The organism is Streptomyces sp. TAA204, assembly GCF_000424965.1.
This window is the reverse complement of sequence record NZ_AUKW01000020.1, coordinates 99,060-113,821: the sequence shown is the minus strand read 5'-3', so window position 1 is coordinate 113,821 and position 14,762 is coordinate 99,060. Positions and strand designations below refer to the sequence as shown.

The 14,762-nt window shown below is 71.1% G+C and carries 12 protein-coding genes; 2 read left to right on the top strand and 10 right to left on the bottom strand.

Going from position 1 to position 14,762, the window contains the following annotated elements; all coding sequences use genetic code 11:
* Positions 1-176 precede the first annotated feature (176 nt).
* On the top strand, positions 177-2,870 hold the full coding sequence (locus tag H343_RS0121525; protein WP_028432833.1) for an NACHT N-terminal Helical domain 1-containing protein: 2,694 nt from the start codon (positions 177-179) through the stop codon (positions 2,868-2,870).
* A gap of 108 nt (positions 2,871-2,978) precedes the next feature.
* On the opposite strand, the gene H343_RS0121520 is transcribed toward H343_RS0121525, so the two are convergent.
* A complete protein-coding gene (locus tag H343_RS0121520; protein ID WP_028432832.1) occupies positions 2,979-5,507 on the bottom strand; it encodes an ATP-dependent Clp protease ATP-binding subunit in 2,529 nt (842 codons plus the stop codon).
* A 574-nt stretch (positions 5,508-6,081) separates the two neighbouring features.
* Between H343_RS0121520 and H343_RS32025 the strand changes: the two genes are divergently transcribed.
* Positions 6,082-6,555, top strand: a complete 474-nt coding sequence (locus H343_RS32025; RefSeq protein ID WP_051265694.1) for a hypothetical protein — start codon at positions 6,082-6,084, stop codon at positions 6,553-6,555.
* Here the strand turns inward: H343_RS32025 and H343_RS0121510 are convergent.
* From H343_RS0121510 to H343_RS32010, 9 genes are all read right to left on the bottom strand, one after another.
* Entirely contained in the window at positions 6,534-6,869 is a 336-nt protein-coding gene (locus tag H343_RS0121510) for a histone-like nucleoid-structuring protein Lsr2 (RefSeq protein ID WP_028432831.1), read from the bottom strand. The two genes, H343_RS32025 and H343_RS0121510, sit on opposite strands and share 22 nt — an antisense overlap.
* A gap of 181 nt (positions 6,870-7,050) precedes the next feature.
* A complete protein-coding gene (locus H343_RS0121505) occupies positions 7,051-7,578 on the bottom strand; it encodes an amino-acid N-acetyltransferase (protein ID WP_028432830.1) in 528 nt (175 codons plus the stop codon).
* A gap of 200 nt (positions 7,579-7,778) precedes the next feature.
* Complete coding sequence (locus tag H343_RS32020; RefSeq protein WP_078505990.1) at positions 7,779-8,186, bottom strand: BlaI/MecI/CopY family transcriptional regulator; 408 nt, start codon at positions 8,184-8,186, stop codon at positions 7,779-7,781.
* Between the two features lie 51 nt (positions 8,187-8,237).
* Positions 8,238-8,408, bottom strand: coding sequence for a hypothetical protein (locus tag H343_RS35650; RefSeq protein ID WP_028432829.1), 171 nt, complete (start codon positions 8,406-8,408; stop codon positions 8,238-8,240).
* Between the two features lie 265 nt (positions 8,409-8,673).
* Positions 8,674-9,471 carry a type III pantothenate kinase gene (locus H343_RS0121490; protein ID WP_028432828.1) on the bottom strand — a complete coding sequence of 266 codons (798 nt, stop codon included), beginning with the start codon at positions 9,469-9,471 and terminating at the stop codon, positions 8,674-8,676.
* Entirely contained in the window at positions 9,471-10,595 is a 1,125-nt protein-coding gene (gene nadC / locus H343_RS0121485; RefSeq protein WP_037904581.1) for a carboxylating nicotinate-nucleotide diphosphorylase, read from the bottom strand. Before nadC ends, H343_RS0121490 begins: the two co-directional genes overlap by 1 nt.
* A gap of 50 nt (positions 10,596-10,645) precedes the next feature.
* On the bottom strand, positions 10,646-12,532 hold the full coding sequence (locus tag H343_RS32015) for an L-aspartate oxidase (protein WP_078505989.1): 1,887 nt from the start codon (positions 12,530-12,532) through the stop codon (positions 10,646-10,648).
* The gene (gene panC, locus H343_RS0121475; RefSeq protein WP_486586998.1) at positions 12,529-13,614 is read right to left on the bottom strand and encodes a pantoate--beta-alanine ligase; all 1,086 of its coding nucleotides are present in this window, start codon (positions 13,612-13,614) and stop codon (positions 12,529-12,531) included. Before panC ends, H343_RS32015 begins: the two co-directional genes overlap by 4 nt.
* A complete protein-coding gene (locus tag H343_RS32010) occupies positions 13,611-14,552 on the bottom strand; it encodes a DUF2520 domain-containing protein (RefSeq protein WP_051265711.1) in 942 nt (313 codons plus the stop codon). The genes panC and H343_RS32010 overlap by 4 nt, the downstream gene beginning before the upstream one ends.
* Positions 14,553-14,762 lie beyond the last annotated feature (210 nt).

Here is a 14,762-nt window from a genome sequence, read left to right as displayed (position 1 = left end):
GCCCCCGAATAGGCTGGAGTTCACGTATGACCTGACTGCCCCTCAGCCGCACGGGAGACACGGGGCGGTTCCGTACCGACCCCGTCCAGCGCCGCACGGCCGGACAGCCGGACGGCTGAACAGCCGACTCGAACAGACAGCCGCCTCGAACAGTCCCTCCGGGAGCCCCGAAACTGATGGAACCCGCCGTACGTCTCGCGTCCAGCGTCGTCGACCCGCTCATCGCCCGGCTGTTCATACCGGCCCCGGCCCATGGGACGTCCCCGGACGGTCCGGGACGGCTCATGGCCCGCCTCGTCGCCTTCCGCGGCGAGGACCCCGCCCTTGGCTGGGAGGAACTGCTCGGGGTGGCAGCCGAACTGGTGCGGCTCGGGGTGAACGTCACCGGCCTGCGGCTGCCCGCAGCCGAGGAGCCGGCCGTAGCGGCGGTCCTCGCCCGCACGCTCTGGGCCATCGGCGAACTGGACACCACCGACGTCCAAGCCGTACGGCTGGGGCCGCAGGACTACGCGCGGCGGCTGCGCTCCGCCGTACCGGGCGCCGACCGCGAACTGTCTTCCGAGGCCGCCTGGTTCCATGACAGTCTGCTCGTGACCATCTGCCTCCATCTGCTCAATCTCCTCATCGTGCGCCAACCGGACCTCGCCAAGCGGCTGCCCGAGCGCAGCCACCGCATCGGCCAGCTCGTCGACCTCAACGACGTCGAGGCGCTGCGCGGACGACCCCGGCCGCCCGCTCAGGACGCCGAGTTCGAAAAGCGCTACCTGCGGCACGTCGCCGAGCAGTACAACCGCCTGACCATCTACGGCATCGACCTGCCCAACCCGAACACCCCCGACAACTGGTCCCTGGACGCGACTTACCTCAGCCTCGCCGCGGAGTTCAGCTCCGCCGGGGACGCGAGCGAGAACACCTCAGCGGGGCAGGACGTAGGGGAGGACGACCGCGACGCCCGCTCCCCCGCCCGCGTGGACACCGACGGGGGCGACGCGGCCGGCGCTACGGACGGCCCGGAACCCCGCCAGGCCGAGCCCGTCATGACCGCCGACAGGGCACTGGCCGGACACGAACGCATACTGCTGCGCGGCATCGCGGGCTCCGGCAAGACGACGCTCATCCAGTGGCTCGCCGTCTCCACGGCACGCGCCGCGCTGCCCGACGAACTGCAGGGCCTGCGGGGCCGAATCCCCTTCGTACTGCCCGTGCGCCGGTTCGCCCGCGAGGGCTTCCCCTCACCGGACGACCTACTCACTGCCGTACGCCATCCGCTGGCCGACGCCGCCCCTGAGGGCTGGGTCGTACGCGTGCTCGCCGCCGGCCGGGCACTGCTGCTCGTGGACGGCATCGACGAGGCGCCCGAAGAACAACGCGTCGAGGTACGCGACCAGTTGCGCCGACTGCTGCGCATCTACTCCGGCAACCTCTGCCTCGTCACCTCGCGCCCGCCGGCCGTCGGCACAGACTGGCTGGCCGAGGAGGGCTTCACCGAACTCACGCTCGCCCCCATGAACCGCGATCAGGTCGCCGCCTTCATCACGGCGTGGCACACGGCCGCGGGCACTGACGAGGGCAAGGACCACAGGCAGCTCGACGACTACAAGGACATGCTGCTGCGGTCCATCCCGCTCTTCCGCGAACTGCGCGTACTGGCCACCAACCCGCTGATGTGCGGGCTGATCTGCGCCCTGAACAGGGACAGGTCCGGGATGCTGCCCAAGGGCCGCAAGGAACTGTACGAGGCCGCGATGGAGATGCTGCTCCAGCGCCGCGACCCCGAGCGGCGGGTGCTGCACGCGGACACGATCGTGATGCAGCGTTCGCCGCGCGAGAGGCTGCTGCGCAAGCTCGCCTACCGGATGCTCGTCGACGCCAGCCCCGTACTCGACCGCGCGAGCGCCCTGGGGGAAGTCACGCGGCACGCCTCCGCGATTCCCGCCGTCGCCGGGCAGGCGGAGCCGGAGGAGATCTTCGGCCACCTGCTGCTGCGTACCGGCCTGCTGCGCGAACAGGCCGACGGATCGGTGGAGTTCGTGCACCGCACCGTTCAGGACTATCTGGCCGCGAAGGAGGCCGTCGAACAGGGCAGCCTCGATCTGCTGCTGGAGCACGCGCACGAGGCGGAGTGGGAGGAAGTGATCCGCATGGCGGTCGCCCACGCCCGCCCCGGGGAGTGCGCCAAGCTGCTGCAAGGGCTGCTGGCACCGGGAAAGACGGGCATGAAGCGCAACCGCAGAAGGCTGCTGGCCGCCGCCTGCCTGGAGCACGTGACGGAACTCGACCCGGAGACCCACGCCCGGGTGCGGCGCGAGACGCGGCACATGGTGCGGCCCGCAAACGTCGCCGCCGCACGCGGACTGGGATGGGTGGGGCCCATCGTGCTGGAGATGCTCCCCGATCCGGCGACGGTCTCGGACGACGAGGCGTACCGGCTGGCCGTCACCGTGACCCGTATCGACGACGACGCGGCGGTGGACTACCTGGCGCGGCTCCGCAACCGCGGGTCGCTGGCCCTGCGTGCCGAACTCGCACACGGGTGGCGCAACTTCGAGACCGAACGGTACGCGGCGGAGGTCATCCGGCACCTGGACCCGGAAGGGCTGTACTTCCCCGTCGCGGACAGGGTCGAACTGGAGGCGCTGCGGACGCTCGGCGGACGGGAACGAGTGCAGATCGTCGGGCACTTCACACCCCAGGAGCTGGTGGCGGGGCTGGTGCCGGAGCGGCTGACCCACCTGTGGCTCGCCTACGACCTGGGCGCCGGCATGCGGATGGAGTGGCTGAGCGCGTTCCCGTCGCTGACGACCCTGCGGGTGAACGCGCGGCTGCCACGCGTCAGCGGCGTGCCCGAGGGCGTGCGCATCATGTCCTGAACGGAGCCCGGACCGGCGTCGTGCGGCGGTTCGGGCCATGGACGCGGAAGTCCCCCGCCACGACTGTGACGGGGGACTTCCGCGCTGGAGCGGGCCTTCGGCCGGGGCTCACGCCTCCTTGGAGAGGTTGGGCCCGCCGCCCGCGGCGGACTCCACCGGAGGTGCGTCCGGCAGCGCCGACTTCTCCTCGCCGCGGAAGGTGAACTTCTTGTCCTCGTCGGTCTCCCCCTCGGTGTCCACGACCACGATGTGGCCGGGACGCAGATCGCCGAAGAGGATCTTCTCGGAGAGCAGGTCCTCGATCTCACGCTGGATGGTCCGGCGCAGCGGCCGGGCGCCCATCACCGGGTCGTAGCCCCGCTTGGCGAGCAGCTCCTTGGCGTCGGTGCTCAGCTCCAGACCCATGTCGCGGTCCTTCAGCCGCTCGTCCACCTGCGCCAGCATCAGGTCCACGATGCGGATGATGTCCTCGCGGGTGAGCTGGTGGAAGACCACCGTGTCGTCGACACGGTTGAGGAACTCCGGGCGGAAGTGCTGCTTCAGCTCGTCGTTGACCTTGGCCTTCATCCGGTCGTACCCCGCGCTGACGTCACCCTGGCCGGCGAAGCCGAGGTTGAAGCCCTTGGAGATGTCCCGGGTGCCGAGGTTGGTCGTCATGATGATGACCGTGTTCTTGAAGTCCACGACCCGGCCCTGGGAGTCGGTCAGGCGACCGTCCTCCAGGATCTGCAGCAGCGAGTTGAAGATGTCCGGGTGTGCCTTCTCGACCTCGTCGAAGAGGACCACGGAGAACGGCTTGCGGCGGACCTTCTCGGTCAGCTGGCCGCCCTCCTCGTAGCCCACGTAGCCGGGAGGCGAACCGAAGAGCCGGGAGACGGTGTGCTTCTCGCTGAACTCCGACATGTCGAGGGAGATCAGCGCTTCCTCGTCGCCGAAGAGGAACTCGGCGAGCGTCTTGGAGAGCTCCGTCTTACCGACACCGGAGGGGCCGGCGAAGATGAACGAACCACCGGGGCGCTTGGGGTCCTTCAGCCCGGCACGGGTGCGCCGGATCGCCTGGGACAGCGCCTTGATGGCGTCCTCCTGCCCGATGACCCGCTTGTGCAGCTCGTCCTCCATGCGGAGCAGACGCGAGGACTCCTCCTCGGTGAGCTTGAAGACGGGGATGCCCGTGGCCGTGGCCAGGACCTCCGCGATCAGCTCCTCGTCCACCTCGGCGACGACGTCCATGTCGCCGGCCTTCCACTCCTTCTCCCGCTTGGCCTTCTGGGCCAGCAGCTGCTTCTCCGTGTCACGGAGGGAGGCGGCCTTCTCGAAGTCCTGCGAGTCGATCGCGGACTCCTTGTCCCGGCGCACGTTCGCGATCTTCTCGTCGAACTCGCGCAGGTCCGGCGGGGCGGTCATCCGGCGGATACGCATCCGGGAACCGGCCTCGTCGATCAGGTCGATCGCCTTGTCCGGCAGGAAGCGGTCCGAGATGTACCGGTCGGCGAGAGTGGCGGCGCCGACCAGGGCGGCGTCGGTGATGGAGACGCGGTGATGCGCCTCGTACCGGTCGCGCAGGCCCTTGAGGATCTCGATGGTGTGCGGCAGCGACGGCTCCGCGACCTGGATCGGCTGGAAACGGCGCTCGAGGGCGGCGTCCTTCTCCAGGTGCTTGCGGTACTCGTCGAGTGTCGTGGCACCGATGGTCTGCAGCTCGCCGCGGGCCAGCATCGGCTTGAGGATGCTGGCGGCGTCGATCGCGCCCTCGGCGGCACCGGCCCCGACGAGCGTGTGCAGCTCGTCGATGAACAGGATGATGTCGCCGCGCGTACGGATCTCCTTGAGCACCTTCTTCAGGCGCTCCTCGAAATCACCGCGGTAGCGCGAGCCGGCCACCAGGGCACCCAGGTCCAGGGTGTAGAGGTGCTTGTCCTTGAGGGTCTCGGGCACCTCGCCCTTGACGATCGCCTGGGCCAGGCCCTCGACGACCGCGGTCTTGCCGACGCCGGGCTCACCGATGAGCACCGGGTTGTTCTTCGTACGGCGGGAGAGCACCTGCATGACCCGCTCGATCTCCTTCTCGCGCCCGATGACGGGGTCGAGCTTGGATTCGCGGGCGGCCTGTGTCAGGTTGCGGCCGAACTGGTCCAGCACCAGGGAGGTGGAGGGCGTGCCCTCTGCGGGGCCACCCGCGGTGGCCGCCTCCTTGCCGCCGGAGTAGCCGGACAGCAGCTGGATGACCTGCTGCCGGACCCGGTTCAGATCGGCGCCCAGCTTCACCAGGACCTGGGCGGCGACGCCCTCGCCCTCGCGGATCAGGCCGAGCAGGATGTGCTCCGTGCCGATGTAGTTGTGGCCGAGCTGAAGCGCCTCCCGGAGCGACAGCTCCAGGACCTTCTTCGCACGGGGCGTGAAGGGGATGTGGCCGGACGGGGCCTGCTGGCCCTGGCCGATGATCTCCTCCACCTGCTGACGGACCGCCTCGAGCGAAATCCCGAGGCTCTCCAGTGCCTTAGCGGCGACACCCTCACCCTCGTGGATCAGGCCCAGGAGAATGTGTTCGGTGCCGATGTAGTTGTGGTTGAGCATCCGGGCTTCTTCCTGAGCCAGGACGACAACCCGCCGCGCGCGGTCGGTGAACCTCTCGAACATCGTTAATCGCTCCTCAGAGCGGTCAGGCAGGAAGGGGACGCTCCCCTCTCTGTCCTTCCGCAGCTTAGTCCCGCAAGCGGGGACCGCTCATTCCAACTGCCGACACCGGTCCGGATCCCTCCGCTCCCGTGGATAGCACAGGCCGGCCTCCTTCCCCGAACAGTCGACAACAGTTCCAACCCGATGGTGCGAGACGATGTTCCCGCAGGCCAGGCGTATCCACCCTGATTCACTACGCCGACGGCGAACGGCCCTTGGCCTGCAGCGCCGCCGCTCGCCCTCATCAGCCTCCACACCCCCGCGGCCACCAGGCATCGTCCGGCAGGCAGCCCCGCACGAAGTCCGCCCTGGACAGGCAGAACTGACCTTAGAGCCTTCCTACCCGCTCGTACTGACACTCCATGCCGGGCAGGAGGCAGTCGGAGCGGCACATCCGCTCAGGGCGAACAGCCTTGCGCCGTGCGGCTCTCGCTCGTGCTCACACCGCGCGTGCACAGCGACGCGGCGCGACAGCGCCGGGTAGCGGGTGACCAACCCCGCGTAACCGGAAGTGGTTTCGCCGAGTTGCTCAGACATGAGCTTCGCGATCGCCCGTACGCGGACATCCGCCGGCGCACCGGAACGGGGCACCGAGCGGGCGGGAGGCCGGGGCGCCGGAAGCGGTCCGGCGCACGACGCGCTCGTGCTCGCGGCCGATGCCGGGCTGGCGCTGCTGCGGCGGCCCGACGTCCGTACGGGCCCCGTCGCCCACGACGCGGGCAGCGGCGGCTTTCACCTGCTGGTGCCGGCGGGCAGCGCGGAGGAGCTGCCGGGGCTGCTGGAGTGGCTGGAGTGGGGCGGAATCGAGCTGGAACTCACCTGCCGCACGCTGTACGACCCCGACGACCCTCGGGAGGCCGCTGCGTGGCTGCGGCCTCCCGAGCCGGGGCGTGAGGCTGACGGCGTCGATCTCGTACGGCTGGTCGGTGCGGCGGCGACGGAATGCCACCGCGCACGTCTTCGACGCGCCGCACATATGTCCCGGACTCAGCCGTTGGCCTTCTCGTAAGCCTCTCGGATATTGGCGGGAACGCGACCCCGGTCGTTGACCTCGTAACCCTCTTCCTTCGCCCATGCACGGATCTTCGCCGTGTCCTGGCTGCTGCCGCCGCCGGAACCGGATGAACGCTTTCCACGGGCGGAACGGCCACCGGTGCGGCGGCCACCCTTCACATAGGGCTCCAGCACCGAACGGAGCTTGTCCGCATTCGAGGTGGAGAGGTCGATCTCGTAGGTCTTACCGTCCAGTGCGAACGTGACCGTCTCGTCCGCCTCGCCACCCTCGAGGTCGTCGACCAGAAGAACCTGAACCTTCTGCGCCACCGCTTACTCCCATTCGTCATCGATAACTTCGATTACTGATACTGACGATGAAAGCAAACCGCTTTTCGGGGAGAAACACAAACCCTCGGTTGAGTTTGTCCGTCCCAGCGGCGGGATTGGCGGGATCTTTCGGACATAGCGACTCCGGCGGCGACCGGTGAGCGGGTCACCGGGCCGTCACTCAGAGATGCAGAAGCATGCGGCTGTTGCCCAAGGTGTTCGGCTTCACCCGTTCGAGACCGAGGAACTCCGCCACGCCCTCGTCAAAGGAACGCAGTAGTTCACTGTAGACATCGCCGTCGACGGGCGTCTCGCCGATCTCCGTGAAGCCGTGCTTGCCGAAGAACTCCACTTCGAAGGTGAGACAGAAAATGCGCCGCACGCCGAGCCAGCGGGCGGTGTTCAGCAGCTTCTCCAGCAGGAGATGCCCCACTCCGGTGCCTCTCTGCGACGGGTCGACCGCAAGCGTCCTCACCTCCGCCAGGTCCTCCCACATCACGTGGAGCGCTCCGCAGGCCACAACCTCGGCGTCATGGTCCCGTTCCGCGACCCAGAACTCCTGAATGTCCTCGTAAAGGGTGACGGTCGCTTTGTCGAGCAGGATGCGGTCGCGCGAGTAGACGTTGATGAGGCGGCGCACCGCGCGCACATCCGAGGTCCTCGCCCGGCGAACGGTTACTTCTGCTACGGAAGAGGGTGCTGACGCCATGGAACGGACGCTATCGCCCCCGGGGAAGGCACCGCTCCTCGGGTCCCCGGACTTCAGCGGGAGGAGCCTCCCCGGTAACCTGCGGCGAGTGCCGCGGCGGCAGCGGGAGCGGAACGGAGAGCGCCGGTTCCGCGTCTGTTCACGGCCCGCCTCGAACCCGCCTTGAGCCCTCCTTGTTCACCGGCGCGCGGTGGGAAACGTCAGCGGCTCTCGCGCGGTTCGCTCTCCGGTACACCCACGCGCACATCGTTCAGCTGTACGACGCGCAAGGCGTCGCGCAGTGCGTCGAGCTGTTCCGGGGTCATACGGGCGAAGAACTCCACGAGAGCGGCGGCCGCGTTGTCACTGGCCGCCCAGGCTTCGTTCATCAGAGCGGCCGAGTACGCGGCACGTGTGGAGACCGCTTCATATCGATAGGCACGGCCTTCTTGCCGTCGCCGCAGCCAGCCCTTCTGGTGGAGGTTGTCCATTACGGTCATCACCGTGGTGTAGGCGATGGCCCGGTCCCCCCGCAGATCCTCCAGGACTTCCCGCACGGTGACCGGACGGTTCCACCGCCATACCCGCGTCATGACGGTGTCTTCCAACTCTCCCAATGGCCGAGGCACGCCGTGAATAATAGTCGGAGTTGTCCCGAATGCTGCGGGGGCCGACTGCGTTCAGCCGTCTTTCTTCTGCCGGACGCTCTCGGCGCGGGCGAAGGCCGCGTCCACGGCGGCGTCCTCCTTGGCCTTGTTCGCGCCGCCCTGGCTCTTCACGATCGTCACGATGAGAGCGGTGAATGCCACCGCCATCACGATCGACGGGGTCAATGCCGCGACGTAGTCCATGGGTGCCGGCCTCCTCGGTTACAGGGCGGTACCAGCCTACGGCAGGGGTGCCGGGCGCCCGACCTCCCCTCGGGGGCGGAGAGGACCGGGCAGGTACCCCGTACGTGCCGTCCGGGAGTTCGCGCCGGGCGCGTACGCCCCCGTGCTGTACGACTGACTCCCCCTGCGGGGGCACCACAGCGGCCCCCGCAACGGCCCCCACGGAGCGCCCCCTGCCGACGGCCGGGAATCCCGCGCGGACGCCGCTGCGCAGCGGTGCCGCGGTTCAGGCCCGGCTGATGTTGCGCTCGTAGACGAGGCGGAGGCCGATCAGCGTGAGCCACGGCTCGTGCTCGTCGATGGCCGACGCCTCGCCGAGCACCATCGGCGCGAGTCCGCCCGTGGCGATGACGGTCACCTCGTCCGGGTCGTCCGCGAGTTCCCTGGCGATGCGGTCGACGACCCCGTCGACCTGTCCGGCGAAGCCGTAGAGGATGCCGGACTGCATGGCTTCGACTGTGTTCTTGCCGATGACGGAGCGGGGCCGGGCCAGCTCGATCTTGCGGAGCTGCGCACCCCTTACTCCCAGGGCGTCGACGGAGATCTCGATGCCCGGTGCGATGACGCCGCCGACGTACTCGCCGCGTGCGGAGACCGCGTCGAAGGTCGTGGCCGTGCCGAAGTCGACGACCACGCACGGGCCCCCGTACAGCTCGACTGCGGCGAGGGCGTTGATGATCCGGTCGGCGCCGACCTCCTTGGGGTTGTCCATGAGGATCGGCACGCCCGTCTTCACGCCCGGCTCCACCAGGACCGCGGGGATGTCGCCGTAGTAGCGGCGGGTGACCTCCCGCAGCTCGTGCAGGACGGAGGGCACGGTGGAGCAGATGGAGATGCCCTCGACGTTGTCGCCGAGTTCCTCGCCCAGGAGCGGGTGCATGCCCATCAGACCCTGGAGCAGTACGGCCAGCTCGTCGGCCGTACGGCGGGCGTCGGTGGAGATGCGCCAGTGCTCGACGATGTCGTCGCCGTCGAAGAGGCCGAGCACGGTGTGGGTGTTCCCGACATCGATGGTCAGCAGCATCAGACATCCACCTCTGAGCTGTCCTCGCCGCGCAGGTCGAGTCCGATGTCGAGGACGGGCGAGGAGTGGGTGAGGCTGCCGACGGCGAGGTAGTCGACGCCGGTCGCGGCGTAGTCGGCGGCCGTCTCGAGGGTGAGGCGGCCGGAGGACTCCAGCTGGGCACGGCCCGCTACGAGGGCGACGGCTGCCGCCGTCCCGTCCGGGGTGAAGTTGTCGAGCAGGATCAGGTCGGCGCCCTCGGCGAGCACCGGCTCGATCTGGTCGAGGCGGTCGACCTCGACCTCGATGGGCACGTCCGGGAACTCGGCGCGTACGAGTCTGAACGCCTCGGCGACACCGCCGGCCGCGACGACGTGGTTGTCCTTGATGAGCGCGGCGTCGGAGAGGGAGAAGCGGTGGTTCGTGCCGCCGCCGCAGCGGACGGCGTACTTCTCCAGGCTGCGCAGCCCGGGCGTCGTCTTCCGGGTGTCGCGTACGCGGGTCTCCACCCGGCTGCCGGTCCCGGCGGCCCCGGCCGCGCGGGCGAGCACGTCGGACCAGCGGCGGGTGGCCGTGGCGATGCCGGAGAGGTGGCACAGCAGGTTCAGCGCGCTGCGCTCTGCGGTGAGCAGGTCGCGGGTGCGGGTGCGTACGGTCAGCAGCCGCTGGCCGGTCACGACGCGGTCCCCGTCGTCCGCGTGCCTGACCACCTCGAACTCGTCGGTGCACACCACGGACAGGACGGCCTCGGCGACCCTCAGGCCCGCGACCGTGCCCTCCTGCCGCGCGGTGAAGTCGCCGGTCGAGACGGCCCCCTCGGGGATGGTGGCGACGGTGGTGACGTCGACGCCGTGGTCGAGGTCCTCCTCGATGGCGAGGTGCGCGATGTCCTCGACCTGTACGGGGTCGAGCCCGGCATGGACCAGGAGCGCGGCGAGGTCGGGGTCGAGGCCGCAGTCGAGCGGATCGAGGCGGTAGGCGTCCTGGTCGCCGTCCGCGCCTCCCCCGCAGCCGCAGGCATCGCCGCACCCGCCGTCGTAGTCCGGCGCCCCGGCCACGCTGCCGGGGCCGCCGATCTGGAGCAGGGGCACGTCGACGGGCTGGGGGCGTCGCTCCTGCGGGGAGTCCGGGAAGGGGCTGGTCACGGCTTCTCCGTAGGGGTTGGAGGGGGTACTGGACGGTGCCGGGGCGTGGCTCATGTCTGCCGGTCCGCGACGTTGTGCGGGGCTGGGCCGCCGTCCTGCTCCGCGGGCCGGGACGTGGGCGGGAATCCGGTCGCCGCGGTCGTTCGGACGTCGAGACTACGGCCCCCCTCGCACAGGCTGACGACGAGGTGGCGGCGCCATGCGGCATCGTCGCGGTCGGGGTGGTCCTCGCGCCAGTGGCAGCCGCGTGTCTCGGTGCGGCGGAGGGCCGCGGCGACGAGGACGCGGGAGACGAGGTGCAGGTTGGCCGTCTCCCAGGTCTCCACACCGGGGTCGGCCGCCTTGTGCGCGGTGGCGGCGGGGAGCGCGTCGAGCTGTTCGGCGGCCTCGGCGAGGCTGGCGGCGGAGCGCAGTACGCCGGCGCCGCCGGTCATGACCCGCTGGATGACGGAGCGCGCCTCGGGGGGCAGCAGGGGTGTCTCGGCGCGCGGAGCTGGGCGTCCGCCGGGGCCCGGCACCGCGCCGGTGCCCGGCACGCCGTCGGGACCGGAGCCTCCTCCGCCCCCCGGGCGTCCGTCGTACCGTTCCGCGGTGATGCCGCCCGCGATCCGTTCCGCGATCCGTTCCGCAATCCGTTCCGCGAAGACCAGCCCTTCGAGCAGGCTGTTGGACGCGAGACGGTTCGCGCCGTGCACGCCGGTGCACGCCACCTCGCCGCACGCGTAGAGGCCGGGCATCGTCGTACGGCCGAGCAGGTCGGTACGGACGCCGCCGCTGGCGTAGTGCGCGGCCGGCGCCACCGGGATGAGCCCGCTGACCGGGTCGATCCCGTGGCCGCGGCACGCCTCCAGGATGGTCGGGAAGCGGGACTCCCACATACCCGCGCCGAAGTGCCGGGCGTCGAGGTACATGTGTTCCGTTCCGGGTTCGGCGCCCTGCTCCGCGGCCCGCCGCATGATCGCCTTGGCGACGATGTCGCGCGGGGCCAGCTCGGCCAGTTCGTGCTGTCCGACCATGAAGCGGACGCCGTCGCCGTCGACGAGGTGTGCGCCCTCGCCGCGCACCGCCTCGGAGATCAGCGGCTGCTGCCCCTGTGCGTCCGCGCCGAGGTAGAGCACCGTCGGATGGAACTGCACGAACTCCAGATCGCTGACCTCCGCGCCCGCGCGCAGCGCGAGGGCCACACCGTCCCCCGTGGAGACGTGCGGATTGGTCGTGGCCGAGAAGACCTGGCCCATGCCGCCCGTCGCCAGGACGACGGCGGGCGCGTGCACAGCACCGACCCCGTCGTGCTGCCCCTCGCCCATGACGTGCAGGGTGACGCCCGCCGTCGCGCCGTCGGGGGTCCTCAGCAGGTCGAGGACGAGGGCGTTCTCGACGGTACGGATGCCGGTACGCCCGTCCCGTACGGCCTCGACCAGGGCGCGGGAGATCTCCGCGCCCGTCGCGTCCCCGCCCGCGTGGGCGATGCGCCGCCGGTGGTGGCCGCCCTCGCGGGTGAGCTCGATCTCTCCCGTCCCGGCGTCGGTGTCGAAGCGGGCTCCGGTGGTGATGAGGCGGCGTACGGCTGCGGGCCCCTCGGTCACCAGTGTGCGGACGGCCTCCTCGTCGCACAGCCCCGCGCCCGCGACGAGGGTGTCGTCGAGGTGCTGGTCCGGGGTGTCCCCGTCGCCGAGGGCGGCGGCTATGCCGCCCTGGGCCCAGCGGGTCGAGCCGTCGTCCAGGCGGGCCTTGGTGACCACGACCGTCCGCAGACCCGCCGCGGCGCAGCGCAGCGCGGCGGTCAGGCCGGCGACGCCGGAGCCGACGACCACGACGTCCGCGTCGATCCTCCAGCCGGGGTCGGGTGCGCGGAGCGGGGGCGTTCCCACGGCGGGGGCGGGGGGCGCCGCCGGTGCCGCTTGTCCTGTCGGTTCCGGCGGGGTCGGTCCGGTCATCGCAGCGCTCCGAGGGGCAGGGGGACGTTGTCGATGAGCCGGGTGCTGCCGACGCGCGCGGCGACGGCGAGCACGGCTTCGGCTGTCTCCGCCGTGGCCCCGCCGCCCTCGCCGGGCGCCCCGGGCGCACGGCCGGTCAGATCCGTGAAGTCCACGGGGTCGATGAGTGCCAGATAGTCCACGGTGAGCGGCGGATCGAGCCGTGCGGCCCCGTCCAGGACGGCGCGGGCGGCGGCCAGCGCGGCGTCGGCTCCGCCCGGCAGCGCGTCGCGGGCGGCGAACAGTCCGCGTGAGAGGGCGAGGGCGCTCTCCCGCTCGGCGGGTGAGAGGTACCGGTTGCGGCTGGAGAGGGCCAGCCCGTCCGGCTCACGGACGGTCGGGACACCGATGATCTCCACCGGGAAGTTGAGGTCCTTCACCATCCGCCGGATCAGGGCGAGTTGCTGGGCGTCCTTCTGCCCGTACAGGGAGACGTCCGGCGCGGTGAGGTGGAGGAGCTTGGCGACGACGGTGAGCATGCCGTCGAAGTGGCCCGGCCTGTACGCCCCTTCGAAGCGCTCCCCCATCGGCCCCGCCGCGACCCGGACGCGCGGCCCGTCCGAGCCGGGGTAGACCTCTTCGAGGGAGGGGGCGAAGACCACGTCCGCGCCGGCTTCCCGTGCGAGGGCGATGTCCGCGTCGAGGGTGCGGGGATAGCGGTCGAGGTCCTCGGAGGGCCCGAACTGGAGCGGGTTGACGAAGACGGTGACGACCACCTGCCCGTGCGGCCCGACACGTTCGCGAGCGGTACGGATGAGGGCGGCGTGTCCCGCGTGCAGGGCGCCCATCGTCATCACGGCTGCGCGCTGCCCAGTCGCGGGTGCGGGACCGGGACCGGCGGCAGCGGCTGCGCCCGTGGCCGTGCCGGTGCCCGTGGCCGTGGTCGTGCTCCTGGCCGTGCTCGTGGTGGGCGGGGCGCCGGCGGCCCGCAGGTCGGCGGCCGTACGGACGAGACGTATCTCCGCCTCCCCCTCGGCCGCCCCGCCGCCCGGACGGGTCGGGCTCTGCGTGCGGGCGCCGGCGGCTCCCGGGATGCCGTTCACTTGCCGTGGCCTCCTTCGGAGAGGACGTCGAGCAGATGCTCGGCGCGTTCGGGTTCGAGGAGGCCGTGTGCGAGCGCGCGGTCCGCCGTGGCGCGTGCCATCGCGAGATAGCCGGCGACCATACGGGGGGCGTGCGCGCCGAGTTCGGCCATGTGCGCCGAGACCGTACCGGCGTCGCCGCGGGCCACGGGACCGGTGAGCGCGGCGTCGCCGGAGCGCAGGGCGTTGTCGAGCGCGGCGCCGAGGAGCGGTCCGAGCATGCGGTCGGGCGCCTCCACGCCGCTGGCACGCAGCAGTTCCATGGACTGCGCGACGAGCGTGACGAGATGGTTGGCGCCGATGGCGAGCGCGGCGTGGTAGAGCGGACGGGCCTCCTCGTCGATCCACTCGGGCTCACCGCCCATCTCGATGACGAGGGCCTGTGCGGCCAGGCGCAGCTCCTCGGGCGCGGTGACGCCGAACGAGCAGCCGGCGAGGCGCTGTACGTCCACGGGTGTCCCGGTGAACGTCATCACCGGATGCAGCGCGAGCGGCAATCCGCCCGCGCGCAGGGCCGGTTCGAGCACGCGGGTGCCGTACCGTCCGGACGTGTGCGCGACGAGCTGGCCCTGTCGTACGGCACCGGTCTCGGCGAGCCCGGCGACCAGTTCGGGCAGGGCGTCGTCGGGCACGGTGATCAGCACGAGGTCGGCACGGGCCAGGACCTCGGCCGGGTCGACGAGGGGAACGCCGGGCAGCAGCTCAGCGGCACGGCGGCGCGAACTCTCCGAGACGCCGGACGCGGCCACGGGACGGTGCCCGGCGAGCCGCAGCGCCGCGGCGAGCGCCGGGCCGACTCGGCCCGTGCCGACGACACCGACGGAGAGCCGTGCGGGACGGTCCTCCGCCCGGCCGGACGGGCCTGCGTCCGGCGGTTCTGCGGGGTGCTGTGAATTCACGGCGGGGCGGCCTTCCGTCATCCGTTCCGGTCCTCGCGGGTACCGGACGTCCTGCGGCCATGCTATGCCTTCGCGGGCGGGCGGAGCAGCGCCGGTGCCGACCTCCGCCTGCTGACCTCCGCCGTCGCGAGCGTCCGCGCCGTAGGCGTACGCCCCCGCGCCGCCCTGGACGCGTCGTCGGGGGCCCGGACCCGGACGGCGCAAAACGTG

What these genes read in the sequence shown, in the direction of transcription:
- H343_RS0121525 (WP_028432833.1), top strand. Translation starts at nt 177, where the DNA reads ATGGAACCCGCCGTACGTCTCGCGTCCAGCGTCGTCGACCCGCTCATC.
- H343_RS0121520 (WP_028432832.1), bottom strand. Translation starts at nt 5,507, where the DNA reads ATGTTCGAGAGGTTCACCGACCGCGCGCGGCGGGTTGTCGTCCTGGCT.
- H343_RS32025 (WP_051265694.1), top strand. Translation starts at nt 6,082, where the DNA reads ATGAGCTTCGCGATCGCCCGTACGCGGACATCCGCCGGCGCACCGGAA.
- H343_RS0121505 (WP_028432830.1), bottom strand. Translation starts at nt 7,578, where the DNA reads ATGGCGTCAGCACCCTCTTCCGTAGCAGAAGTAACCGTTCGCCGGGCG.
- H343_RS35650 (WP_028432829.1), bottom strand. Translation starts at nt 8,408, where the DNA reads ATGGACTACGTCGCGGCATTGACCCCGTCGATCGTGATGGCGGTGGCA.
- H343_RS0121490 (WP_028432828.1), bottom strand. Translation starts at nt 9,471, where the DNA reads ATGCTGCTGACCATCGATGTCGGGAACACCCACACCGTGCTCGGCCTC.
- H343_RS32015 (WP_078505989.1), bottom strand. Translation starts at nt 12,532, where the DNA reads ATGACCGGACCGACCCCGCCGGAACCGACAGGACAAGCGGCACCGGCG.